The sequence below is a fragment of the Lentzea rhizosphaerae genome, from assembly GCF_042649515.1.
GTDB classification, from domain to species: Bacteria; Actinomycetota; Actinomycetes; order Mycobacteriales; family Pseudonocardiaceae; genus Lentzea; species Lentzea aerocolonigenes.
This window is the reverse complement of record NZ_JBHRZI010000023.1, coordinates 155,052-177,638: the sequence shown is the minus strand read 5'-3', so window position 1 is coordinate 177,638 and position 22,587 is coordinate 155,052. Positions and strand designations below refer to the sequence as shown.

Below are 22,587 nucleotides of genomic sequence, written 5' to 3'. Positions count from 1 at the left end.
AGTGGACGAAAGCGCCGTTCATCGTGAGTACCAGGGATCAGGCCGTGGTGTGCAGGCGGCGGCGGACCGCGAAGACCGCCACCCCCAGCAGCAGCGGCACGACCAGCGCGATCGGCAGGGCACCACCCGCGCTGAGGGTGCGGCGCCCGGCCACCTCGACGTGGATGGGCGGGCTGGCGGACAACGACGCCGAGCCGCCCGGCAGGACGACGGCGTACACGGTGAACGTCCCGGCGTTGACCGCCTGGATGTCCCACGACACCTCGGCGCTCTCACCGGGACCCAGCGGTGGCAGCGACTGCGTGGGCGCGGCCGTCCAGTCCTCCAGGTCGACGTACACGTCGTTGAGCGAGGCGACGTTGAGGTGGGCGATCAGCTTCCCGGTCGGCTCCGCCCCGCTGTTGGTGATCGTGGAGGTGATGTTCAGGTACTGGCCGACGGTGCTGTCGATCCGCGACTGGGTCACCGCCACCTCGACGGTCGCCGACGCGGTGGCGGGGAAGAGCGCGAGCACCAGCGCGGCGAGCAGAAGTCTCATCCGGAACCAACCCCTCCCGTGAGCCGGACGATGCGCGGCCCCGCCACGGCCAGCGCCACGACGGTGACCACCACGGCCACCACCGGCGAGATCAGGTACGACAGGTCCTGCGTCCACGCGTGCCCCTTGAGCAGGACCAGCTGGATGTAGTGCGTCCCGGCTGTCACCGGGTTGATCCGCACGAGCACGTCACCGACGGAGGACGTCGGCATCGCGGGCAGCTGGGTCGGTGCGAACAGGGCGAGCATCAGGAACAGCGACGCCGCGAGGCTCACCTTGTTGGTCGTCGACCGGGCGCTGATCAGCAGTCCGATCGCGGCCATCGACAGCGCCAGCACGGTCCCGACGACCAGGCCGAGCAGCACGGCCTCGCCCACCACGGCGACGCCCTTGCCGAGCACCCACAGGTACGGCAGCGCGACCACGAAAGCCGCGCCCCACAAGGACATCGCGGCCACCAGCTTGCCCAGCACGATCGAGCCGCGGGACACCGGCGCGAGCAGCAGGCTCTCGAACGTGCCGCGTTCGCGTTCACCGCTGATCGCGTCGGCGGCGACGACCATCGTCAGCAGCACGCCGACCGCGACGGCGATCTGCAGCACCAGGTTCACCGACTCCCGCTGTTCCAGGAAGTTCAGGATCTGGTTGGTCGCGGCCAGGTACGTGATCGCGCTGAGCAGCACGGCGTAGGCGAACGTGAGGACCGGGCCGCGGCCGCTCAGCCACAGGTCGCGGCACTCCTGGCCGGCGATGACCCGCGCGCTCACGACACACCTCCCCGCGTCATCGCGAGGAACGCGTCGCTCAGCCGCACGCCGTCGACCTCGAACGACAGCACGGTGACCCTGGCGTCGAGCACGGCCGACAGCGCCTCGTTCAGGCCGTCCGACGACGTCACCGTCACCACGTCCTTCGCCACCTCGACCGAGACGCCCGGCACGCCCCGCAGCACCTCCGACGCCCGCGCCACCTGGTCCGGCGGAACGCGCAGGTGCCCGGACTGGCGGCTCGAAGCCTCCGTGCTCGTCACCTCCGCGACGCTGCCGGACACCAGCACCCTGCCCTTGTCCAGGATCAGCACCGACGAACACACCTGCTCGACCTCGGGCAGCGTGTGCGTGGACAGCACCACGGTCGTGCCGCGCGCCTCCGCGATCGCCCGCACCAGCGCGAGGATCTCCCGCTGTCCCGCGGGATCCAGGCCCAGCGTCGGTTCGTCGAGGAACACGACGGACGGGTTGTTCACCAACGCCCTGGCGATGCCCAGGCGTTGCCGCATGCCCCGGCTGTACGTCGAGATCCGCGACTGGGCGCGGTCGGCCAGCCCCACCTGGCCGAGCAGCCGCACGGCCGTCTGCCGCGCGTCCTCGCGGGACAGGCCGAAGAGCCGTCCGTGGTAGGTCAGGTACTCGAGCCCCGTCTGGTGCATCGGGTAGCCGGCGCTCTCGGGCAGGACGCCGATGCGCGCCCTGATGTCCGCCGGCCGGGACGACGGCACGCCCGCGACGGAGAAATCGCCGCCCGTGGGCGGCAGGACCGTCGAGAGCATCCGGATCGTCGTGGTCTTGCCCGCCCCGTTGGGGCCGAGAAGACCGATCACCTCTCCGTCGTGAGCGGTGAAGCTCACCGAGTCGACAGCCGTGCGGGAACCGAACCACTTCGACAGCTCCCGGGCTTCGAGAGACACACCCGGCATGGCATCCCCTCCTCATTCGAGTAAGTACGCACAAGGAGAGCCGACGGAGATTAGAGATCGATGAGAGCGTCGGGTGGAATTAGGGCCGAATGGCCCTCAACCAGCAGCGATGAGATGTTCACGCGCTGTGATTCACGCTATTGGTGCGAAACGCATTGTGCGGTTCGACCGATTCACGAATACGGGGGCCAGGAAGGGGGCGACGCCGTGGAGTTTCAGCTGCTGGGCGCCGTGGAGGCCTGGGAACAAAAGTCGCAACTCGATCTCGGCCCGCGCAAACAACGTTTCACGTTCGCGGTGCTCGCCCTGCACGCCAACCAGCTCGTGCCCGTCGACCGGCTCGTCGACCTCACGTGGCCGGCCCGCCCACCGCGCACCGCCCACCACGCCATCCACGTCAGCGTGTCCCGACTGCGCCGGGCGATCGCGGACGCGGGAGCCGGTCGGTGCGACGCGGACATCATCACGCGCGGATCGGCGTACATGCTCAAGGTCAACCCGCTGTCGATCGACGTGCACCGGTTCCGCGCCGTGGTCAGGGGTGCGCGGGAGGAGACCGACGACACGGTGAAGGCGTCGCTGCTGCGCCACGCGCTGTCGATGTGGCACGGTCCACCGCTGGCGGACGTGACTACTCCCGACGCCGCCGCCGTGCTGTGCCACGGACTGGAAGAGGCACGGCTGGCCGCGCTGGAGGAGTGCCTCGACGCCGAACTGCGGCTCGGCAGGCACGCCTCCGTGGTGGACGAACTGACCGACCTCGTCGCGGAGCACCCGTACCGGCAACGCCTTCAGGCACTGCTGATGCTCGCGCTGTACCGGTGCGGCCGGGTGACCGACGCGCTCGACGCCTACCGCGCCGCCCGCGCCCGGCTCGCCGACGAGCAGGCGCTGGAACCCGAGTCGAGGCTGAGCGACCTGCAACGCGCCATCCTGTGCGCAGACCCGGCACTCGACGCGCCGCTGGTCCGTTCGCCGTCGAGAACCCAGCTGCCGCACGAGATCTGGTCCTTCGTGCGCACCGAACCGTTCTCGGAAGACGTCGTCGTGGACGTGCGCGACCTCTCGAAGTGCTACGGCGCCACGTGGGCGGTGAACGGCCTGACCTTCACCGCGCGCAAGGGCGAGGTGCTCGGCCTGCTCGGCCCGAACGGCGCCGGCAAGACCACGACCCTGCGCATGCTGTCCACCGTGGTCGCTCCGACCCGCGGCCAGTTCTGCGTCGCGGGCGTCCCCGGCACGCGGCACAACGACGTCCGCAAGGTCGTCGGCGTGCTGCCGGAGAACGCCGGCTGTCCCGGCCACCAGACAGGACTGGAGTTCCTGGCCTACCACGCCCGCCTCTTCGGCCACTCCCGCGGTGAGGCCAGGGACCGCGCGGCCAGGCTGTTCGCCCTGGTGGGGCTCGGCGACGGCGGCGGCGCGCGCATCGCCACGTACAGCCGCGGCATGCGGCAACGGCTCGGTCTGGCCCGCGCGCTGGTGAACGACCCGGCCGTGGTCCTGCTCGACGAACCGACGATCGGCCTGGACCCGCCCGGTCAGCGCGACGTGCTCACCCTGATCCGCACGATCGCCGAGGCGCGTGGCCTCACGGTGCTGCTGGCGACGCACGCGGTGCCCGAGGTCGAGCGGATCTGCACCGGAGTGCTGATACTGGAGCGAGGCAGACTCGTGTCCAACCAGGTGATGACGTGACCAGAACCGGACGGGTGCTGGTGATCGAGGACGAGGCGTCGTTCGCCGACGCGCTCGCCCAAGGCCTGCGCCAGGACGGGTTCGAGGTAGAGACCGCGAACGACGGTCTGCTGGGTCTCGACGCCGGGCTCACCCGCCCGTTCGACGCGATCGTGCTCGACCTGATGCTGCCGAGCCTGCCCGGTCTCGACCTGTGCGCGCAGCTGCGTCGTGCCGGGGTCAGGGTGCCCGTGCTCGTGCTGACCGCCCGCAACGGCGAGCTGGACCAGCTGCGCGCGTTGCGCATCGGCGCGGACGACTTCCTCACCAAACCGTTCTCCTACCGCGTTCTGCTGGCCCGTCTGCACGCCCTGCTCAGGCGGTCGGGCATGCAGCTGGCGGACGTGCTGACCGCCGGGGACCTCGCCCTCGACCGGGTCACCCGGCGGTGCCGTCGCGGCGAGTCGGTGATCGAGCTGACGCCGCGCGAGTTCGCGTTGCTGGAGCTGCTCATGTCGCGGCCCGGGCAGGTGGTGTCGAAGCGGTTCGTGCTGGACGAGGTGTGGGACTCGGCCATCCCGGTCCACTCGAACGTGCTGGAGGTCTACGTCGCGTACCTGCGGCGCAAGATCGACCTTCCGTTCGGCAGGCACGCCGTCGAGACCGTGCGGGGGACCGGCTACCGGCTGGCGCCCGATGGCGGGTAGTCGCTCCGCCGGTGTGCGCGTCCGGCTGACCGCGCTCGCGGTGCTGGTCGTGGGACTGGGCCTGGTCGCGGGCGGCGCGGCGGCGTTGACGCTGGTCCGCGACGAGCTCACCGGCAGGGCAGAGGAGGAGGCGAGCCGCCAGGCCGGGACGTTCGCCTCGATGATCGCCGACGACGTCCCCGCGGTGCTGCCCCCGCTGGTCCAGGTGGTCGGCAGCGACGGCACCGTGCTCGCCGCCGGCACCGACGTGGCGCACACCAGGCTGCTCGCGCTGTGGCCGGAAAACGGTGGGGTCACGGGAACTTCGCGGTTGCCGGACGGGGAGCACCACGCCGTCGCGGGTGTGCCGGCGACGTTGCGCGGGCAGCCCGTCGCGGTCTACGCGGCCGCGTCACTGGAACACGCCGACGAGGGAGTCGAGGCGGCCACGACGGCGTTGGCGATCATCGTGCCGGTCCTGCTGATCGCGGTCGGCGGCACGGCGTGGCTGGTGGTGGGACGCGCGTTGCGCCCGGTGGAGGCGATCCGGGAGCGGGTCACCGAGATCACCGCGAGCCAGCTCGACCGCCGGGTGCCGGAGCCGCCGTCCGACGACGAGGTCGGCAGGCTGGCCCGCACCATGAACGAGATGCTGTCCCGGCTGGAAGAGGTGCACGAACGACAGCGCCGGTTCGCCGCCGACGCCGCGCACGAGCTGCGCAGCCCGCTGGCGAGCCTGCGCACCCGGCTCGAGGTCGGGCTGGCGCACCCGTCGCGCACGGACTGGGTGCGCGTCGCGAGCGACCTGCACCGCGAGACGGTCCGGCTGGGCGACCTGACCGACGAGCTGATCGCGCTGGCACTGGCGGACGGCGCGACCGAGCCGGTGGAGTGGGTCGACCTGGACGAGGTGGTGCTGACCGAGGTCGACGTCGTCCGCGCCCGCGGTGCCGTTGACGTCGAGCTGTCCCCGTTCTCCGCGGCGCGGCTGCGCGGCCGGGCGGGCGAGCTGAGCCGCGTGGTGCGCAACCTGCTGGACAACGCCGAGCACCACGCCCGGCACCGCATCACGGTCGGCCTGTCGGCGCAGGACCGGTGCGCGGAGTTGGTCGTCGCCGACGACGGGCCCGGCATCCCGGACGCGGACCGCACCAAGGTGTTCGAGCGGTTCTTCCGCTCCCAGCGAGCCCGCGACCGCGACGCGGGCGGCGTCGGCCTGGGGCTCGCGATCGTGCGCGAGGTGACCGAGCGGCACGGCGGCGAGGTGTGGCTGGCCGACTCGGCCGAGGGCGCGTCCTTCCACGTCCGCCTTCCGCTGGCGGTGGACCCGGCTTGATCTTCACGATCCTCTAATCAGCCGGGCGCACCGTCGTGAGGTGAGGTTCTCCGCGTCGCCCGGTGCCAGGTTCGGACTGAGGTCCGTGCTGACGGTGGTGGCGCTGGCGATCGCGACCGTCCCGTTCGGACTGCTGTCGTTCCTGGTGCTGAGCCGATGGACACCGTTGCTGGCGATGGACATCGGCGCGCGTGACGACCTGCACCGCTACACCGTCACGCATCCGGCGTTCGCCACGGCGATGAAGACGATGAGCACGATCGGGTCCATACGCGTGTACCTGCCGGTGTTCGTGCTCGTCGTGCTGTGGCTGCTGCATCGGCACCGCCCGAGGACGGCGGTGTTCGTCGCGGTGACCGTGATGGGCAGCGCCGTGCTCAACGCGTTCGTGAAGGCGATCGTTCAGCGTGCGCGGCCGACCGTCGCCGCCCCCGTGGCCACGGCGACCGGCCTGAGCTTCCCCAGCGGCCACGCCCAGGCCGCCGTGGTCACGTACACGACGTTGCTGTTGCTGTTCTGGTCGGCGATGCGTCCGGTGTGGCGGCGGGTCGCGGTGACCGTCGCGGTGTTGGTCGTGCTGGGCATCGGTTTGTCTCGCGTGGCCCTTTCCGTGCACTACGTGTCCGACGTCCTCGCTGGGTACGTGCTGGGGGCGGCCTGGGTCGTGGCGACGACCGCGCTGTTCGACGCGTGGCGCCGGGAGCTCCGATCTCGATGACGGTCAGTGGCAGGAGGCGCTCCCGGAATCCGTGAAGGGAGTGCCCGGATCGGCGACGAACTCCCAGTTGTACCCGGTCGGGAGCAACGTCAGCTTCAGCGCACCGAAGACGTTCGTCCTGCGCACCAGACTGTTCGGCAGAGCGGTGGCGAACCCGGTGAAGAAGGAACCGCCGGTGCCGACGACGAACTCCTGGATGCCGGTGGCGGTGTCGGGCTCGCCCGACGGGGTCTGCGGCGCGAAGCGTTCGTAGCTGTGGGCGTGCCCGGCGAGCAGCAGGTCGACGCCGGCCGCGTACATCGTGTCGATGAGCGGTGCGGTGTCGGCGTAGCCGAAGCTGTTCGAGCTCCACCGGGGCCGGTGCACGAGCGCGGCGGTGCAGGAGGCCGGGTGCGCCGCGAGGTCCGCGGCGAGCCACTGCTGCTGCGGTGAGCCGACCGCGCACCCGGTGCCGCCGCTGACGCGCGCACACTCGGAGTTCAGCACGACGACGTGCCACGTGCCGATGTCGAAGCTGTACCAGCCTTCGCAGTTCGCCCGGCAGCCCGGTTGCCGTGGTGTGGCGGCGTCGCCGAAGTAGGTGAAGTACCCGCCCGCTCCGCTGGTGCCGTACTCGTGGTTGCCGATGACCGGCCGCGTGATGGACTTGAGCCTGCCCCACGTGGGGTCGTAGCTCGCCTGGAAGTTGGCGAGTTGGCCGCCGTTGTACTGGGCGTCGCCGAGCATGAACACCGCGGTGGGCGACGCGGCGAGGGCCAGGTCGGACACGACCTTCATGTGGCACTTGGTCGCGGTGCCGATGCCGCCGTTGTAGTTGGGGTCGTCGGGGGCGCAGGCGGCGTCACCGGCGGCGATCACGACCGGCGTGCCCGGCGGGACGGGCGGGGGCGCGTCCTCGAACACCAGCTCCGGAGGGTTCTCGCCCTCCCGGCTGTCGATGGTCCGCGAGGACGTGCTCGTCGTCGTGACGGCGAACGAGAACTTCCCGTTGCCGCGCACCGCTGTGGTGACGTCGAAGGACACCCACGTGTTCGCCGCGAGCGAGCCGGAGGACGCGAGCCAGTTGCCGGTCGGCGGCGCGTTGGCGTAGGTGATCGCGTTCTCGTACCAGTTGTTGTCGGGCACGAAGTACAGGTCGAGCCCGGTGGTGCCGGAGGTGCGGTTGAACACCCGCACCGTCGCCTTGAACGGTGGCTCGCTCAGGCCCGTCACGTCGAACCTCAGGTAGGAGCTGGTGACCGGTGACCCGTCGACCCGCAGGCTGGTCGCGGTGCCGAAGTTCGCGTTCGGCTGATCCGCCTGCACGTACGAGTCCGCCGGTCCCGGTGCGGGTGGCGGAGCGGTGTCCTCCACGACGAGCTGTGGGGCGTTGACGCCTTCCCTGCTGTCGATCATGCGGGAGGAAGGGCTCGTCGTGGTGAGTGCGAACGAGAACGAGCCGTTGCCGTTCACCCGCGTCGTCACGTCGTAGGACACCCAGGTGCCCGCGGTGAGCGCACCGGACGAGCCCAGCACGGCGCCGACCGCCGGCGCGTTCGCGTGCGTGATGCCGGTCTCCGTCCACTCACCGTCCACAGCGGACAGCGTGACGGGAGTGCTGCCGCTGGTGTTCACGAACACGCGCAGCTTCACGGTGAACGGTGGCGCGCTCAGGCCCGTGACGTCGAACCTGAGGTAGGCGGTGGACGTGGGCTTGTTGTCGACGCGCAACCCGGTCGCGGTGCCGTAGTTCGTGCCCGGCTGGTCGGCCTGCACGTGCGCGTCGGCGGCCGCGGTGATCGTCGTGGTCTCCGCGTGCGCCGGGGCGACGAGCAGGGAGAGTCCCAGCGCCGTCGTCGCGAGCAGGGGAAGTGGCCGTTTCATCATTCCTCCCCGTGCAGCAACTCGTCGATGTGGTGCTGTGCCTCGGCACGGGCGGTGGTGCCCTCGTCGATGAGACGCCGCATGGTGGCGTGGTCACCGGTGAGGCACGCCCGCCCCGCCCGCTGGAACTGGTCGATGCCCGCGTTCACCGGACCGTCGAGACTCGCCACCGGGATGCGCTCGTAGGTCTGCAGCTTCCGGGACACGACGGTCAGCCGGGTGCAGATCGCCGTCGCCTGCCGGGACGGTCCGGTGATGGCGCGGGCCGCCTGGAGCGCGTTGTTGAGCTCGATCTGCATGGCCTCCCGGTTCAGGAACCACCGCTGCACCGCGGGGTCCTCACCGGCCGTGATGGTCTGCGCGGCCGCGGGGGTCTGCCCTGCCGGCCGCGACGCCGTGGCGATCCCGGCGCAGCACAGGATCGTGAGCACCGCGACCGCGATCTTGGTCCTGGTCATCTCGCGGAACACCTCCCTGAGCCGGAATCCGCTGCCTGCGCACCGGGCTCGGCGACGAACCGCCAGTCGTAGCCGTCGGGTCGCAGTGTCATGCTGAGCACCCCGTACACGCCCTGGATGCGGCTCTCGCTGCCGTTCGCGGCGGGTGTGCGGATGCGGTAGTTGCTGTCGCCGCCGGTGCCGACGACGAACTGGCGCACGCCCCGTTCGTCGACAGAACCGCCGGGGGACAGCGGGGCGAAGCGCTCGTAGTCGTGGTCGTGCCCGGTGAGGACGACGTCGACGCCCGCGTCGTACAGCGCGCGCCAGAACGCGTCGTAGTCGGAGTTGCTGCCGTGCGTCCCGGACGAGAACCTCGGCCGGTGCAGGTACGCGAGCGTGCAGGTCGCCGGATGCGCCGCGAGGTCGGCGCGCAGCCAGATCTCCTGCGGTGACCCGCCGCCGCAGCCGCCGATCCGCTCGCACTCGGAGTTCAGGGCGACCACGTGCCACTCACCGAGCTCGTAGCTGTAGTAGCCCGCGTCGCGGTCGCCCGCGGCGGCACCGAAGTAGTCGAAGTACCCCTTGGCCCCGGACGTGCCGTACTCGTGGTTGCCCGGGACCGGGTAGGTGATGTCCTTGAACCTGCCCCAGGTGTGGTCGTAGCCGTTGCGGAAGCGTTCCAGGCTGCCGTTGGGGTACTGGAGGTCGCCCAGCGCGAGCACGGCGTCCGGTGCGAGCGAGGCGACGAGGTCGGCTGTGACGTGTTCGCGGCACGGCCTGGGCTGCTCGCGTTCCTCCTTGCTGAGCCCGTCCGCGTCCGGTGGGCACGCGATGTCGCCCGCGGCCGCGATGGTGACGGCGTCCGGCGAGCGCACCGGCTTGTTCCCCAGGTGGTACAGGGTCTGCTGGACGTTCTGCTGTCGTTCCTGGGTGTCCTGCCCGCCGGCCGAGTCGGAGGCGAGCGTGCCGGCCATGCACGACGCCGTCACCACGCCGGCGAGACCGACGACCGCGACCCGAGTGCTCTTGCGCACCAGGAGGAACACGGCCAGGGCGAGCAGCGCGCCGGCGGAGATGCCGAGGACGAGCATGCCGTCGTGGCCGCTCGTGCCGGCGGCGCTGGAGTCCTCGGCGAGCGGGCCGAGGTCCGGCACGGCGCTGGACCGCAGCTCGCGCAGCACGGTCAGGTACCGGTCGCCGTGGTTGACGCTCGGCTCGACGTGGGAGTTCTCGCTGAACTCGTTCCAGCTGATCAGGCCGAGAGCGTCGGGGGAGGAGCTGAGCGCGACGTCGTAGAGGCGCCGCAACGTCGCCCCGTCGTTGCGCTGGACCACGCGCTCGCCGCCGAGCAGCCGCGAGTCGAACCCCGGTGTGAACGGCGCGATCCACAACCCGTTGTGGCGGTGCACGGCCGCGCTCATCGCGGCGAGCTTGTCCGCGGCCTTCGGATCCCGCTGCGGGTCGAGCGACGACCAGTAGTAGGCGTTGCCGTCCACGGCCTTCGCGATGCGCTCGTAGTCCTCGGCGCTCTTCTCCGACCCCAGCACGAGCACCTTGTCGCGCACCGGTTGCGCCGCCTGCGCGATCTGCTCCGCGGAGAACTTCCAGCTGCCCGACCAGATCACCAGCGGCTTGCCGAACAGCGTGAACGCCGGATCGGTGCCGTGCCGGGTCCGGAACAACTTGAGGTCCGCCGCCACCTTCTCCAGCGGCAACGGGTTGCGGTAGAAGTCGAGTCCCTCGTAGATGATCGCCAGCCGGAAGTCCTCGGCCCGCGCGATGTTCGCGAGCGTCTCCAGCCGCCGGTCGAGCGCGGGCGTCGACTTCCAGCTCACGATGAACCCGGTGATGCCCGCGTTCTTCGCCTTGGTGATGTGCTCGCGCATGATCCGCGAGTCGTCGCTGGAGTAGTCGCCCAGCACCGGGTGGTCGGACTTGGCGCGGTTCCACGAGCTCTTCTCGTACCAGATGTAGTAGTACGCGAAGAGCGGATACGGTTCCTGCGCCTGTGCCTGTGGCGGCAGCACGAACAGCAGCAGCACCGCCGTCAGGAACGTTCCGAACGCCTTCGTCACGGCCGCACCACCCTCCGCCTGCCGAAGAGGAACAAACCTGCGAACACCAGCGCCGTCGCCACGACGATGATGAGCATGTCCACGTAGGACAGAATCCGGATGTCGACGTACTGCCCCCGCGACAGCGCGAGCTCCTGCGGCGCCGAGTACCCGGCCGCCGACACCGCGACGCGGTAGTTCCCCCGCGCCAGGTTCTCCACGGCGAGATCCCCGTCCGCACCCGCGTCCAGGTTCTCGGTGCGACCGTTTGGATACGTCAGCACGACCCCGGCCGGCATCGCCTTGCCGAACAACAGGTCGCGCACCTGGAACCGGACCGAACGCAGCAGCACCACGAACGTCGCCGCGGACGTGTGGTTCGGCACCAACCGCTGCTCCCCGGCGTTGACGACGTTGGCCCCGTCGATCACAACGCTCTGCAGGTAGTAGGTGACCTCCTTGCCGACCACCGTGCCGCCGTGCTGCACCGGCCGCAACGCGGTGAGCGTGACCTCCGCCGGACCGCGCAGGGTGTGCGTCTGCCCGGAGTCGCTGCGCAGGGTGAGCGAGGTGATCCTCTGCGCGGGCACGGGGTTGCGCGCCTGGTCGACGAAGTCGTAGCGCACCTTCTTCGTCGACTGGAACGCCGCCTGCAACTTCCGGTTGTGCCGCATCGCGAGGTCGGTGAGCACCGGCGTGAAACCCTGGTCGCTCTCCCCGTGCCCGAACCACCGCACGAAGTCGATCGACCCACCGGCCTGCTCGAGCTTCGGCGTGGTGAGCTCGAGCCGGTGCGTGTCGTTGTTGCGCGGCAGGGTGAACCGGACGACGCCGCGCTCGTCGGGCACGAGCTGCTGGCCGTCGAGGACGAAGCGCGCGTCGGGGAGGGCGGGGACGGTCGTGATCTCCAGCGTGCGGGTGGTGGGGGCGGCGGTGGCGGGTTGTGGGGCCAGGGCGAGGGCCGCCGTGGCGAGGATGGTGAGGGCTCTCATGGCTTCCACCGCCGCCGGACGCGCTCGGTGATGCCCTGGCAAACACGGGTGACCGTGTGCTTCGACTGCCGGCCCCGTTGCGCCGCCACCACCATTTTTTTTGGCGCGAAAAGCACGTTCGGGCCGATAGATGGCCCGAACGTGCTTTTCGCGCCAAACAGCAGGCGCTTGGTGGCGGCGGCCGGGCTCGACCTCCGGACGCGCCCAGCCCCCAAACACCCGGCCGCGATCACCACCGCGACCCCGTACGACACGTACACGACCCCCGACTTCGACCCGGCCGGCGCCGCCGACTCCAGCGTCCCCACCAGCTCCGGCGGCCGAGCCGGCGCGCTGAAGTCGAACGCGCTGAACAGGTTCGCCGCCCGCGCGTCCCGCGGCCCCAACGCCTCGAGCCCCCAGTTGTCCTCGATGAACCTCAGCACCGCCGTGTGATCGGCCTCGGTGTGGTCGACATGACCCCGCCGGGCGTAGGCGCTCATCAGCAGCGCGGGCACGCGGAACCCGTAGCCGCCGCGGTCGACCTGCGGCGGTGACACGTGGTCGTAGAAGCCTCCCGGGCCGTCCCAGGTGACCATGAACGCCGAGCTCGACCAGTACCGGCTGCGTGCCAGCGAGCTCGTCATGGACCGCACGAGTTCCTGGCCCGCCTGGATGCGGCTGGGCGGGTTCTCGCTCGACCCCGACGAGACGACGTAGGCGACCGAGGGCAACGTGCCGGCGGAAAGGTCGCGGTAGTACTCGCCGAGATCGACGATGTGGCTCGCCAGCCCGGGATCCTCGGAGAAACGCGGGAAGCTCAGCAGCGGGACGCGGGCCTTCTCGCCCTTCGCGTAGTTCTCGACGTAGAACCGCCACGACACGCCCTTCTCCTGGAGCCTGTCGAAGATGGTCGGGACGTCGCCGGACGGGCCCTGGCCGGTGACCCAGTAGAAGAGGTTGCCGCCGCGCGCGGAGCTGAAGAAGCGGTCGAACAGGGTGAAGCGGTCCGCGAAGTTCCAGTAGAACGGCAGTTCCGCGCGGTCGTAGTAGCCCATGGCGTTGGTGCCGTCGCGGCCGCGTTTGCGGTAGGCCTCGACGAAGCCGTCCATCCTGCCCTGGTTGTACTGCGCGCGCTGGGTCGAGGGGAGGTGGTCGAGGTCGGACGGGGACTGGGCGCCGAGGCGGAACGGTTTCACGCACCGGTCCGAGCTCGGGGCGTCGCTGTTGTGCGGCATGCACACGCCGGCCGGGATGCCGTCGGCGCCGAGGTAGGTGCCGAAGTAGTTGTCGAACGAGTGGTTCGACTGCATGAGCACGACGAAGTGGTCGATCGGCGTTGTCGGCGAAACGACCGGCTGCCCCAACAGCAGTCCCAGGACGAGCAGGAGCCTCATCATGGTCGCACCTCGTAGACCATGATCACTGGCGTGGTGCGGCCGGCGACGTCGAGCTCCTCGGTGTGCAGCAGGACGCCCCGATAGCGGTGGACGTAGGTCATCAGCTGCTGCGAGTAGAACGTCGTGCGGTTCGCGGAGTACGCGTCCCACACGACGTAGTTCAGCTCACCCTGGCGCAGCTGGCGGTCGGGGTTGTCGATCGGCACGTACGAAGGGTTGCGCCGCAACGGGTTCGTGCTCACCGACAGCGCGTAGGACTTGCGGTTGCCGTAGAACCGCACGAGGTTGGCCATCGACGGGCCGATCGTTATCACCGCCGCGCCCTCGGGCAGGTTGGCGCGAATCCACTCCCCGGCCTCGCGCCCCTTCGGCACACCACCGGATCCGGCGAGGAACGCGGCGCTGGGTGGCGCGGTGATCGCGAGCCAGCTCGGCACCGCCAGTGACAGCACCGCCGTCACGATCACGGCCGCGCGCACCGGCGGCCACACCGGGAAGGAGTGCACCACCGTGCGCGAAGCGAGAAGAGTCAGCGCCGGCGCGATCACGACGAGGTACTGGTAGCCCTTCACCGGCCACAGCTCGAAGAACGTCAGCGGCACCAGGATCCAGCAGAGCAGGAACGTCTCGCGCCAGGAGGCCCTGCGGCGCAACAACCACAGCCCAGCGGCCGCGAGCAGCAGCACTGCGGGGCCGATCGCGAGCGGCACCGTCTCGACGTAGAACGCCAGACCGTGGTTGGGCCTGCGGAAGAGCTGCCACCACAGGTAGTTCTGCCCGGTCCCGCTGCGGCCGGCGAACTGCAGGGACAGCGGGTACATGATCATGATCGCCGCCGCGACCGCCCCGCTGACCGCCGCGGTCCGCCACGGCACGTGGATGTCGCGCCGCAGCAGGAAGAAGACCAGGATCGCGACGCCGAGGATCACGGCGATCTCCTTGGTCAGCACCGCGAGCCCGAGCGCGGCGCCGGCGAAGTGCAGCCAGCGGCGCTCGCCGTCGAGGCAGAACCGCGTCACGCAGTAGGCCGTCAGCACCGCGAAGAACGTCAACGGCCCGTCGAGCAGCACCTGCCGCGTCACGACCACGTGGTAGGGCATGGCCGCGAGGAGTGCCGCGGCGACGAGCCCGGCCTGCTGCCCGTACATCCGCTTGCCCAGCAGGAACGTCAGCACCACCGTGCCCAGCCCGAACGCCACCGGCAGCAGCCGCGCGGCGACGTCCGACACACCTCCGAGGAACATCAGCGACAGCGTGGTCTGGAACAGCAGCGGATGCGCGCGGAAGACGGGGAACAACGGGGTGAGCACGTCGTCCCCGGCGATGCTCGCCGCCTGCCCGGCGTAGACGGCCTCGTCGCTGTTGAACCCGACCGCGCCGAGTGCCCAGAGCCGCAGCAGGGCACCGGCGGCGAGGATTCCGACGAGCGTGCGCACCGAGCGGCGCGCGGGCCGTTGTGAAGAAATCTGGTCCGTGGTGGTGGTCGCGACGGCGGCCGCCGCCGTCATGCCCAGCCCTTGGCGGTCGCGCCTTCGTCGACGAGCACCGGAATCCGATCGGCCCAGGAGAAGTCCGCTGTGGACAGCCAACGCGCCCGGATGCGGCTCAGCGCGGACTCCAGAATGGCCCGCTCTTTGTCCCGCAGCACCAGGTGGTCGTCCTCGCCGATCACGATGGACGGCGCGAGCTGGCGGAACGGCGGGAACTGGTAGGCGTCCTCGGTGTTCTCGAGCAGCGTCGCGGTGGCCTCGTCCTCGGCCAGCTCACCGCTGCCGAGCTCGCCACGCGCGATGACGAACAGGTCGCTGATCTTGCTCTCGGGCACGATCTCGCACGGCAGCAGCCGGTCGACCGCGTACTTCGGCGGCGGCACGATGCGCTGGGTGAACGCGTTCACGCCCATGATCGGCAGGTTCAGCTGGCTCAGCAGGAGCGCGAACTCCCTGCCCTCCTTGGAGTGCAGCCTGCTCTGCAGCCGCAGCCGCCGCCACTCCTTCGGCGACAGCTCGTGCGACCGCACGGCGCGCAGCGTGTGGTGGCTGATGGTCAACGGCTTCGGGAAGCAGCCGACGCGTCCGTCCGGGTAGAGGATCGTCATGTCGTCGGAGAGGAACTTGGCCTTGTGCTCGCGGACGAGACGCAGCACGGTGCCCGTCTTGCCGGTGTCGGTGCGGGCCGAGATGAGCACACCGACGCCGTGCAGCTCGACACACGCCGAGTGCAGCAGCATCGCGCCGCGGGAGACGGCGACGAAGCGCAGCAACGCTTCGAGGATGTTCGTGTACACCACGTGCGGTGACCGGGCGAGCGCCGCCGAGACGACCACGGTGATCGGGTCGCCGAGCCGCACCCGGAAGTTCGCGCCGAGCCTGCCGAGGTGCTCGCGGTAGCCGAGTCCCTGCGCGGACTGGGTGAACACCGCCCGCGGCAACGGCCTGCGGTCGCCGACCACGCCCACCCGCACCTGGATCTCGGTGTCGTGACCGAGCCACTGCGAGCGGAAGTAGTCGAGTTCGGGCAGCTCGACCTGGGATCCGATCGTCGCGAGCCCCGGCACCGCGTACCGGTAGGGCAGGTACCTGGCCGTCTCGGTGGGACGGTTTCCGTTGCGCGGCACGGGAATCTCGTGATCGAGGTCGACCAGCACCCTGATCGGTTCGCGCGGAGGCTCGTCGCAGGCGGGTTCGCCCTTGCCGTAGATCGCCGAGTCGGCCACGACGAACCTCACGAGGAAGAGCAGTGCGAGCGTCAGCGCGTTCGCGATGAGCACGTCGACGTGCATGCCGTCCACGAGCAACGCGAGCAACGGCAGGCGCACTGCCAGCGCGAAGTGGTTCAACAGGAAGAACCGCACGCCACGCGACCGCACCGTGCCCGGCTTGTCCTTGCGGTACAGCAGGGTCTCGGTCAGCACGAACAGCCAGGCCGTCGAGACCTCGGTCGCCAGTGTCGCGGCGATGAGGTAGTGCACCTGCAGTACTTCCAGGTGCAGCAACCACAGCACGGCGGTGTTCACGACGAGCCCGGACAGCCCGATGAGCCCGAAGGCGAACGCGCGCAGCAACCACCCGCGCACCGACGCCCGCGCCGACCGGGTCGCCTGCTGGGCGAGCAGCGAGGTCCGCAACCGCACCAGGTGACCGGCGAACACCAGTCCCCGGCGCACGACACCCAGCACGCCACCCCTCCGATCCGAGGACTTGTGGTAGGCCACCTCGGCCATGCGCAGCCGCGGATGCCGGACCAGCAGCTCCATCAGCACCCGGAAGCCACCGGGACGGATGCGGTCCAGATCGACCGCGTCCCGGCGAACGGCGAAGAACCCGCTCGTCGGATCGACCGGCTGGCCGAGTCTGCGGGGGAACACGAGCTTCGCGAGCGCGTTCTTGGCGTTGGTCTCGCCCGTCCGCGACGCGATCACGAGGTCGACGTCGCGGGACTCGCCGAGCCGGGCGAGCCGCACCGCCAGGTCGCCGGGCTGCGCGACACCGTCCACCACGACGATCCACCGCCCGGTCGCCTTCCTCATCGCCGCGAGTACGGCGGCGACACTGCGGTTGTCGGCGGGGACGACCTCGACGTCGCGATGGCTCAGGAGGGCGACCCCGCTGTCGAACTCGTCGCAGAGCGGAATCACCACGCTGATGGACCGGCCCATGGCAACTCCCTCGCCGACCGTCGGAGGTGAACGCACGGTGAACTTCACGGCGTAGCTTGCGGAATCGTGCGGGCCCGTCGCATCGTCAACGTTGATAGGGTCTATAGGCCCTAACCTGCGGCGTAACGCGACCGGCCGTCCTGTCGATTACTTCACCGCCAGATGAACTTCGGCGATGTATGAGCCGCCACATGCAACTGTCTGTGTTCAGCCGGACTCGCAACGCAGAGCGACACGTGACCCGCGCGTTCGCCGAGTCCGCCGTGGCCGTGATCGTGCTCGCAGTGCTGTGGTGGCAGGGAGATCGCCTGGACCACCTGTGGCCCGCGAGGCCCGCGGGCGACGTCTTCGTCCTGCTGACGCTGGCCGCCGCCGTCGTCGCCACGGCGTCCGCGATCGTCACGCGGATCATTCCCGACACCCTCGACCGCGCGATCCGCCGCCTGGCGGGCCCGCTCACGTTGTACGGCCTGGTGATCACTCCCGTCGGGATCTACCACCTGCCGGGGGAGTTCGAGCCCGCGTTGGCCGTCGGAGGACTCGTCGCGAGCACGGCGTTCCTCGTTCTGCTGGTGTGGGCGTTGCGGCCCCGGCTGCTGGCGTGGACGCACGTGCGCTGGCCGGCGGCGGTGGCGGTCTGCGCGGCGCTGAGCGTGGGGGCCGGGTTGATCGCACAACTCGTTGCGAGGACTTCGGATCCGCAGGTGCCGATGGTGGCGACGGTGGTCGTCGTGCTCGGCTGGTTCGTGGTCGCGTCGGCGTTCGTGGTGGCAGGCGCGCGCCGGCGGCAGCAGCTCACGTGGCGGGTGGGCTTCGGGCTGGCGGCGGTGGCACTCGCGCACCTCGACGAGCTCCTCCTGCGGCCGGAACTGGCGAGCCCCGACGTCGACTTCGCCGCACTCCGGCTGATCGGCCTGCTCGTCGTGTTCGACGCACTCGCGCGCCCCGCCGTGCGAGCCCTGCGCGAGCGGGGACAGCGCGACCGCGAGCTCACCGACCGGGCCCTGGCGGCTGAACGCGTGGCCGACGAGCTGGCAGCCGACGCGGCGGAACGCGAACACGAGATCCGCAACCTGGTGACCGGCCTGTCCGGGGTCACGTACCTGCTGGCCGACCGCGAGCCGCTGACGTCCGCGGTCCAGGCCGAGCTGGACCGCCTGCGCTACCTGCTGGGCCACGCCGCGTCCCACGACGACGAGGTCGTCCTGGCTCCGCTGCTCATCAGGCTCGTCGCGTTGCGCCGTGCGAGAGGCACGAAGATCGACCTCACCGTCGATCCGGGCGTGCGCACCACGATGCCCGCGGCCGAGCTCGCACAGGTGATCACCAACCTGCTGGTGAACTGCGAGAGGCACGCCCCCGGCTCGCCGGTGCAGGTGCAGGCGCACCAGCACGACGACACCATCTGGATCGAGGTTTCCGACCTCGGTCCGGGATTCCCGCACGGCACCCGGCGGGGGATAGGTCTCCAGGTGACCGCGCGACTGCTGACCGAGCACGGCGGCTCGTTCTGCATCGGGACCAACCAGCACCACGCGCGCGGCTGCTCGGCACTCGTGCTGGTGCCGGCGGCGACGCAGGCAGGTGACCGGGCAGCCGAGGAGGTCTGATGCGGGGCCGGACGGTGCTCGTGGTCGACGACCACGAGCTGGTGCGCACCATCCTCGTGCTCGCGTTGCGCACACGGGGTTTCGACGCGCACCACGTCTCGGCCACCCGCAAGGAGGACGTTCTGCGGGAGGCGGGGGAACACGCGCCTGGCCTGGTCCTGCTGGACCTCGACCTGGGCCGCGAGGTGGCGGGAGGCGAGCAGCTGGTGCGCCCACTGCGTGCCGCGGGCTGGTCCGTGCTGATCGTCACCGCGGGCCGCGACGGCCCGGCCGTCGCCCGCGCGGTGGCCGACGGCGCGCACGGCTGGGTGCACAAGACCGAGTCCTTCGAGCACCTGCTCCACGTCGTGGTCGCCGCCGCCGAAGGACGCGAGGTCCTGTCGCCCGCCGCCCGCGCCGAGCTGGTCCGGCTCCACCAGCGCGACGCGGCGAGGAAGAAGGACCTCACGACGAGACTGGACCGGCTGAGCGTGCGGGAACGCGAGGTGCTCGACCGGCTGGCGGAGGGCAGGCAGGCCGTCACGATCGCCGACGAGTTCGGTGTCTCGCTGGCGACCGTGCGTGCCCACATCCGCTCGGTGCTGATGAAGCTCCAGGTCGGCAGCCAGCTGGCCGCCGTCGCACTGGTGAACGAGGCCGACCGGCCGTGACCGGCGGCTACCCGTGCGCGGCCGGGACGGGGTGACCTTCCGACGCCTGCACGACGACGATGCCCTTGCCCGACAACGCGAGCTGGTACGCCTCACCCGAGCCGCGCCCGATGACGGCACCGAGCTTAGCCGTCTTGCGGATCGAGGACTGCAACGAGGTCGACCACAGCACGGCGGACTGCATGTCGACGTACGTCGGCACGTCCACGTTGAGCACCACCGGCGTCCCGTAGGCGGTGACGGCCAACGCGCCGGTGCCGGTGAACGTGGTGTTGAACAGGCCGCCGCTGAGCATCGACGCGCCCTCGGTCCGGTTGATGTCCCACTTCAGCGTGCTGTCGAAGGCGAGCACGTTCTTGCCGTTGACGGTGACGGCCTCGTCCTCCAGGTACAGCACGAAGATCTCGTCGGCGTCCTGGGCGAGGAACACGTCGCCGCTGCCCGAGACCTTCATCAGCGACATGCCTTCCCCGGTGAAGGCCTTCTTGAACAACTTGCCGAGTCCGCCGGCGCCTTCGTAGGCGAAGTCGACGTCACCCTGGTAGGCGACCATCGATCCCTGCTTGGCGAAGAAGAAACCGCCGCTGCCGGTGAGGTCCACCTTGAGCATGCGTTCGTTCTGCAGTTGGAAGCTTCCCGGCTCGACGGACCGTTCCTGGTGGTTGAACAGTGAGCTGCGCATGGGTGCAGATGATGCAGGTGATCACGAGAGCGCGCGCCTTGATCTGTCTGTTTTATAGCTTCAGTGCAGACCGAAATAAGATGTATCGGCGTCCTCGGGGGCATATCAGGTGCGGTTCAGGGAGAAACCCCGATGGCAGGGCGGCGGGGTGCGGGCATGCTGGAGATCGTCAAGGGGAGATCCGCAGTTCGAGGAGAGTCATGACCGAATCCAAGCCCGAGTACACCCGTACCGCCGTCGACTCGGTGGTCGACGCCGTTCGCGGGCTGGTCAGCGAGGGCATCAACCGTCACGTGGTCGTGCGTGACAGCAAGGACGACGTGGTGCTCGAGGTGCCCGTGGCTCTCGGGTTGGTCGCGGCGCTGGCCGCGCCGGTGGCCACGACGATCGGTGCCGGTGTCGCGCTGGTGGGCAAGTGCGAGATCAAGCTGGAGGACCGCCGGAAGCCGGGCAGCGAGCCCGCGACGACGGTCGAGTCCGACCAGGCGTAGTGAGCCTGCGGGGGATCGGGTGAAGGACACCGGTGGGTTCGCCTTGCGAGGCGAACCCACCGGTGTCGTTGGACTTCAGTAGCTGAAGGTGGTCGCGGGCTCGTCGCCGATCCACTTCCACAACGGGATCGTGCCGTTGATCTCCGCGCCGGGAATGAGGTTGCCGGCGTCGAGTTGCTTGGCGTTGAAGCAGAGCGGGCAGACGTAGTACCGGCCGCCCGCCGCCTCGTAGCGCTGGAAGAGGTCTGCCAGCGGCGGACAGCCGTCGCACGCGACGCCCGCGGCGGTGCCGGTCAGCGCGAGGCGCACCGCCTCCTTGGACAAGAACATCATGGTTTCGCGTCCGGTCTCCGCGGCGCCGATCGCGACCAGGAACGCGACGGTCACCTTCTCGGAGTCCTCGAGTCCCGTCGCGAGGCTGATGACTGCTTTGTTCGACATGTTCTGCTCCCTTCGTCTGAACAGGACGTTAGGAGCGGGGAGGTCCCGTGTCGTCGGGCGTTCTCCCTACGGCACTAGCGGATCGAGCAGGCCGTTGCGCAGTGCGAACAACGTCGCCGTCGAGCGTGACGACGCCCCGGTCTTGGTGTAGATCCGCTCGATGTGCGTCCCGGCCGTCTTGCGGGAGATCCCCAGCTGCTCGGCGACCTCGCCGGTCTGCGCGCCGCGGGAGATCAGGATCAGCACCTCGACCTCGCGCGGGGTGAGGCCGGCGGGTCCGGACACGCGCCGCCGGGTGCCGTTGCCCGCGGCGGCGAGGACGGCCTCGGCCGCGTCGCCGTCGAGGCCGCCGGTGCGGATCGCGTCCCGCACTGCGCTGACGGCCTGCTTGTCCGTCAACGCCGGCCGGTGCGCCCTGGGTTCGAGCATCGCCCGATACGCGCAGGCCGCGGCGAGCAGACGACCGGTCATCGGCACGGCCGCGCCGGACAGGCCGCGGTGGTAGCCGCTGCCGTCCACGCGTTCGTGGGCCGTTGCGGCGATCGAGCCCAGCTTGGCCAACGCGGCCGGGCGCGACAGGACGCGTTCGGTGTAGTACGAGCTGAGCCGCACGCGTTCCCAGTCGGTGGCCGACAGCGGTCCGGGCTGGTCCAGGACCGTCACCGGGACGCCGTGCAACCCGATGTCGTGCAACAGGCCCGCGCGCCGGGTGGCCACGACGTCGCGGACGGGCAGCCCCACGGACCGGGCCGCCGCACCGGCGAGCTCGGCAACGCCGCGGGAGTGCCCGGCGCGCGAGGCGCAGCGCAGATCGGTGAAGTCCGCCAAGGCTTCCAGCGCCGTGTCCAGTTCGTTCTCGGTCAGCGGGCGGTCGGCGGTGAGTGGGCCGATTTCGGTGCCGGACAACACTTCTGGCGCGTGCGCGAGGAACGCGTCGACGACGTCGGGTGCGAACTGGCTGCCGCGCCGTGCTTTCGCGACTTCGAGCGCGGCGTCGATCCCGCCGGTCCGGTGCCGCACCTCGACGACGTCGGCCAGGTGCAGCAGGCGGATGGTCGGCGCGATGTCCGTGCCACCCACCCCGTGCGGGACCCCTCGGCCGTCCCAGCGGGTGAAGAACTGCCGCAACGCGGTGACGACGTCCTCGCCGAGCCCGAGCCGTTCCGCCAGCGTCGACGTGGTCGTGCAGTGCGACTGCATGCCCTGCACGACGTTCTGGCCGCCGGTCGTCAGCATCGTCGTCGCGACCCGGAGCCGGTGCCACATCGGTCCACCCCGGCCGGCCCGCCGCAGGAAGAAGCCGATCCCCGCCATCCCGGCGAGATCGACCTCGTAGCTGTCCGCGCGGAAGGCGATGTCGTCACCGAACGACGCGGCCACCTCGGGTGAGTCCGCGACGCAGCCGACCCAGCCGAGCATGGAGACGTAGAACAGCGACCGCTGCTGGTCCTCCGGCAGGCCCACGTGCTGGGCGAGGCGCTCGGCGATCCGCCACGACCGGAGCACGTGCTCCATCGGCTGACCCAGCCCGAGGTCCGTGGCGAGCGAGAACGCCGCCAGCAGTTCGGCCAGGTCGATCCCGGCGTCGCGATCACCAAGCTCCACCCGCGAAGGGTAGCTCCGCGAGCTGGTTCGGCTGTGGTTTCACGTTGTCCGCCCGCGCGGCGCGAGTGCGA

At 70.3% G+C, this 22,587-nt stretch carries 20 protein-coding genes; 7 read left to right on the top strand and 13 right to left on the bottom strand.

Annotation, left to right across the window (positions count from 1 at the left end; genetic code table 11):
• Positions 1 to 37: 37 nt before the first annotated feature.
• Genes ACFOWZ_RS27890 through ACFOWZ_RS27880 form a run of 3 tightly spaced genes read right to left on the bottom strand, consistent with a single transcriptional unit; the run spans position 38 to position 2,234 of the window.
• Entirely contained in the window at positions 38 to 538 is a 501-nt protein-coding gene (locus ACFOWZ_RS27890) for a hypothetical protein (RefSeq protein WP_382376866.1), read from the bottom strand.
• A complete protein-coding gene (locus ACFOWZ_RS27885; protein WP_382376865.1) occupies positions 535 to 1,305 on the bottom strand; it encodes an ABC transporter permease in 771 nt (256 codons plus the stop codon). Before ACFOWZ_RS27885 ends, ACFOWZ_RS27890 begins: the two co-directional genes overlap by 4 nt.
• Complete coding sequence (locus tag ACFOWZ_RS27880) at positions 1,302 to 2,234, bottom strand: ABC transporter ATP-binding protein (protein WP_382376864.1); 933 nt, start codon at positions 2,232 to 2,234, stop codon at positions 1,302 to 1,304. The genes ACFOWZ_RS27885 and ACFOWZ_RS27880 overlap by 4 nt, the downstream gene beginning before the upstream one ends.
• A 207-nt stretch (positions 2,235 to 2,441) precedes the next feature.
• Between ACFOWZ_RS27880 and ACFOWZ_RS27875 the strand changes: the two genes are divergently transcribed.
• The 4 genes from ACFOWZ_RS27875 to ACFOWZ_RS27860 are packed head-to-tail and all read left to right on the top strand — an operon-like array spanning position 2,442 to position 6,651.
• A complete protein-coding gene (locus ACFOWZ_RS27875) occupies positions 2,442 to 3,932 on the top strand; it encodes a BTAD domain-containing putative transcriptional regulator (protein WP_382376863.1) in 1,491 nt (496 codons plus the stop codon).
• Positions 3,929 to 4,618: a response regulator transcription factor gene (locus ACFOWZ_RS27870; RefSeq protein ID WP_382376862.1), complete on the top strand. Its 690-nt coding sequence runs from the start codon at positions 3,929 to 3,931 to the stop codon at positions 4,616 to 4,618. The genes ACFOWZ_RS27875 and ACFOWZ_RS27870 overlap by 4 nt, the downstream gene beginning before the upstream one ends.
• Positions 4,608 to 5,933, top strand: a complete 1,326-nt coding sequence (locus ACFOWZ_RS27865) for a sensor histidine kinase (protein ID WP_382376861.1) — start codon at positions 4,608 to 4,610, stop codon at positions 5,931 to 5,933. Before ACFOWZ_RS27870 ends, ACFOWZ_RS27865 begins: the two co-directional genes overlap by 11 nt.
• A gap of 40 nt (positions 5,934 to 5,973) precedes the next feature.
• The gene (locus ACFOWZ_RS27860; RefSeq protein WP_382376860.1) at positions 5,974 to 6,651 is read left to right on the top strand and encodes a phosphatase PAP2 family protein; all 678 of its coding nucleotides are present in this window, start codon (positions 5,974 to 5,976) and stop codon (positions 6,649 to 6,651) included.
• A gap of 3 nt (positions 6,652 to 6,654) precedes the next feature.
• Here the strand turns inward: ACFOWZ_RS27860 and ACFOWZ_RS27855 are convergent, their stop codons facing one another.
• From ACFOWZ_RS27855 to ACFOWZ_RS27825, 7 genes are read right to left on the bottom strand one after another with little or no spacing between them, the layout of a single operon-like run.
• Complete coding sequence (locus tag ACFOWZ_RS27855; protein WP_382376859.1) at positions 6,655 to 8,514, bottom strand: CBM96 family carbohydrate-binding protein; 1,860 nt, start codon at positions 8,512 to 8,514, stop codon at positions 6,655 to 6,657.
• Complete coding sequence (locus ACFOWZ_RS27850; RefSeq protein ID WP_382376858.1) at positions 8,514 to 8,972, bottom strand: hypothetical protein; 459 nt, start codon at positions 8,970 to 8,972, stop codon at positions 8,514 to 8,516. Before ACFOWZ_RS27850 ends, ACFOWZ_RS27855 begins: the two co-directional genes overlap by 1 nt.
• Complete coding sequence (locus ACFOWZ_RS27845; RefSeq protein WP_382376857.1) at positions 8,969 to 11,029, bottom strand: endo-1,3-alpha-glucanase family glycosylhydrolase; 2,061 nt, start codon at positions 11,027 to 11,029, stop codon at positions 8,969 to 8,971. The genes ACFOWZ_RS27850 and ACFOWZ_RS27845 overlap by 4 nt, the downstream gene beginning before the upstream one ends.
• A complete protein-coding gene (locus ACFOWZ_RS27840; protein ID WP_382376856.1) occupies positions 11,026 to 12,000 on the bottom strand; it encodes a hypothetical protein in 975 nt (324 codons plus the stop codon). Before ACFOWZ_RS27840 ends, ACFOWZ_RS27845 begins: the two co-directional genes overlap by 4 nt.
• Positions 11,997 to 13,379 carry an alkaline phosphatase family protein gene (locus tag ACFOWZ_RS27835; protein WP_382376855.1) on the bottom strand — a complete coding sequence of 461 codons (1,383 nt, stop codon included), beginning with the start codon at positions 13,377 to 13,379 and terminating at the stop codon, positions 11,997 to 11,999. Before ACFOWZ_RS27835 ends, ACFOWZ_RS27840 begins: the two co-directional genes overlap by 4 nt.
• Positions 13,376 to 14,887 carry an ArnT family glycosyltransferase gene (locus ACFOWZ_RS27830; RefSeq protein WP_382376854.1) on the bottom strand — a complete coding sequence of 504 codons (1,512 nt, stop codon included), beginning with the start codon at positions 14,885 to 14,887 and terminating at the stop codon, positions 13,376 to 13,378. Before ACFOWZ_RS27830 ends, ACFOWZ_RS27835 begins: the two co-directional genes overlap by 4 nt.
• A complete protein-coding gene (locus ACFOWZ_RS27825) occupies positions 14,884 to 17,037 on the bottom strand; it encodes a GtrA family protein (protein WP_382376853.1) in 2,154 nt (717 codons plus the stop codon). Before ACFOWZ_RS27825 ends, ACFOWZ_RS27830 begins: the two co-directional genes overlap by 4 nt.
• A gap of 236 nt (positions 17,038 to 17,273) precedes the next feature.
• On the opposite strand from ACFOWZ_RS27825, the gene ACFOWZ_RS27820 reads away from it, so the two are divergent.
• The gene (locus ACFOWZ_RS27820) at positions 17,274 to 18,647 is read left to right on the top strand and encodes a sensor histidine kinase (RefSeq protein WP_382376852.1); all 1,374 of its coding nucleotides are present in this window, start codon (positions 17,274 to 17,276) and stop codon (positions 18,645 to 18,647) included.
• Positions 18,647 to 19,297 carry a response regulator gene (locus ACFOWZ_RS27815; RefSeq protein ID WP_382376851.1) on the top strand — a complete coding sequence of 217 codons (651 nt, stop codon included), beginning with the start codon at positions 18,647 to 18,649 and terminating at the stop codon, positions 19,295 to 19,297. The genes ACFOWZ_RS27820 and ACFOWZ_RS27815 overlap by 1 nt, the downstream gene beginning before the upstream one ends.
• 7 nt (positions 19,298 to 19,304) lie before the next feature.
• On the opposite strand, the gene ACFOWZ_RS27810 is transcribed toward ACFOWZ_RS27815, so the two are convergent.
• Positions 19,305 to 19,979 (bottom strand): AIM24 family protein, encoded by a 675-nt coding sequence (locus ACFOWZ_RS27810; protein WP_382376850.1) that lies wholly within the window; start codon positions 19,977 to 19,979, stop codon positions 19,305 to 19,307.
• A gap of 200 nt (positions 19,980 to 20,179) precedes the next feature.
• Here ACFOWZ_RS27810 and ACFOWZ_RS27805 point away from each other — a divergent pair, with 200 nt between their 5' ends.
• Positions 20,180 to 20,470, top strand: a complete 291-nt coding sequence (locus ACFOWZ_RS27805) for a DUF4342 domain-containing protein (RefSeq protein WP_382376849.1) — start codon at positions 20,180 to 20,182, stop codon at positions 20,468 to 20,470.
• A gap of 75 nt (positions 20,471 to 20,545) precedes the next feature.
• Here the strand turns inward: ACFOWZ_RS27805 and ACFOWZ_RS27800 are convergent, their stop codons facing one another.
• The gene (locus ACFOWZ_RS27800; RefSeq protein ID WP_382376848.1) at positions 20,546 to 20,911 is read right to left on the bottom strand and encodes a DsrE family protein; all 366 of its coding nucleotides are present in this window, start codon (positions 20,909 to 20,911) and stop codon (positions 20,546 to 20,548) included.
• A gap of 66 nt (positions 20,912 to 20,977) precedes the next feature.
• Positions 20,978 to 22,516 (bottom strand): HD domain-containing phosphohydrolase, encoded by a 1,539-nt coding sequence (locus tag ACFOWZ_RS27795; protein ID WP_382376847.1) that lies wholly within the window; start codon positions 22,514 to 22,516, stop codon positions 20,978 to 20,980.
• Positions 22,517 to 22,587: the final 71 nt, after the last annotated feature.

What these genes read in the sequence shown, in the direction of transcription:
- ACFOWZ_RS27830 (WP_382376854.1), bottom strand. Translation starts at nt 14,887, where the DNA reads ATGACGGCGGCGGCCGCCGTCGCGACCACCACCACGGACCAGATTTCT.
- ACFOWZ_RS27810 (WP_382376850.1), bottom strand. Translation starts at nt 19,979, where the DNA reads ATGCGCAGCTCACTGTTCAACCACCAGGAACGGTCCGTCGAGCCGGGA.
- ACFOWZ_RS27855 (WP_382376859.1), bottom strand. Translation starts at nt 8,514, where the DNA reads ATGAAACGGCCACTTCCCCTGCTCGCGACGACGGCGCTGGGACTCTCC.
- ACFOWZ_RS27825 (WP_382376853.1), bottom strand. Translation starts at nt 17,037, where the DNA reads ATGGGCCGGTCCATCAGCGTGGTGATTCCGCTCTGCGACGAGTTCGAC.
- ACFOWZ_RS27880 (WP_382376864.1), bottom strand. Translation starts at nt 2,234, where the DNA reads ATGCCGGGTGTGTCTCTCGAAGCCCGGGAGCTGTCGAAGTGGTTCGGT.
- ACFOWZ_RS27840 (WP_382376856.1), bottom strand. Translation starts at nt 12,000, where the DNA reads ATGAGAGCCCTCACCATCCTCGCCACGGCGGCCCTCGCCCTGGCCCCA.
- ACFOWZ_RS27835 (WP_382376855.1), bottom strand. Translation starts at nt 13,379, where the DNA reads ATGATGAGGCTCCTGCTCGTCCTGGGACTGCTGTTGGGGCAGCCGGTC.
- ACFOWZ_RS27805 (WP_382376849.1), top strand. Translation starts at nt 20,180, where the DNA reads ATGACCGAATCCAAGCCCGAGTACACCCGTACCGCCGTCGACTCGGTG.
- ACFOWZ_RS27890 (WP_382376866.1), bottom strand. Translation starts at nt 538, where the DNA reads ATGAGACTTCTGCTCGCCGCGCTGGTGCTCGCGCTCTTCCCCGCCACC.
- ACFOWZ_RS27850 (WP_382376858.1), bottom strand. Translation starts at nt 8,972, where the DNA reads ATGACCAGGACCAAGATCGCGGTCGCGGTGCTCACGATCCTGTGCTGC.
- ACFOWZ_RS27865 (WP_382376861.1), top strand. Translation starts at nt 4,608, where the DNA reads ATGGCGGGTAGTCGCTCCGCCGGTGTGCGCGTCCGGCTGACCGCGCTC.
- ACFOWZ_RS27815 (WP_382376851.1), top strand. Translation starts at nt 18,647, where the DNA reads ATGCGGGGCCGGACGGTGCTCGTGGTCGACGACCACGAGCTGGTGCGC.
- ACFOWZ_RS27800 (WP_382376848.1), bottom strand. Translation starts at nt 20,911, where the DNA reads ATGTCGAACAAAGCAGTCATCAGCCTCGCGACGGGACTCGAGGACTCC.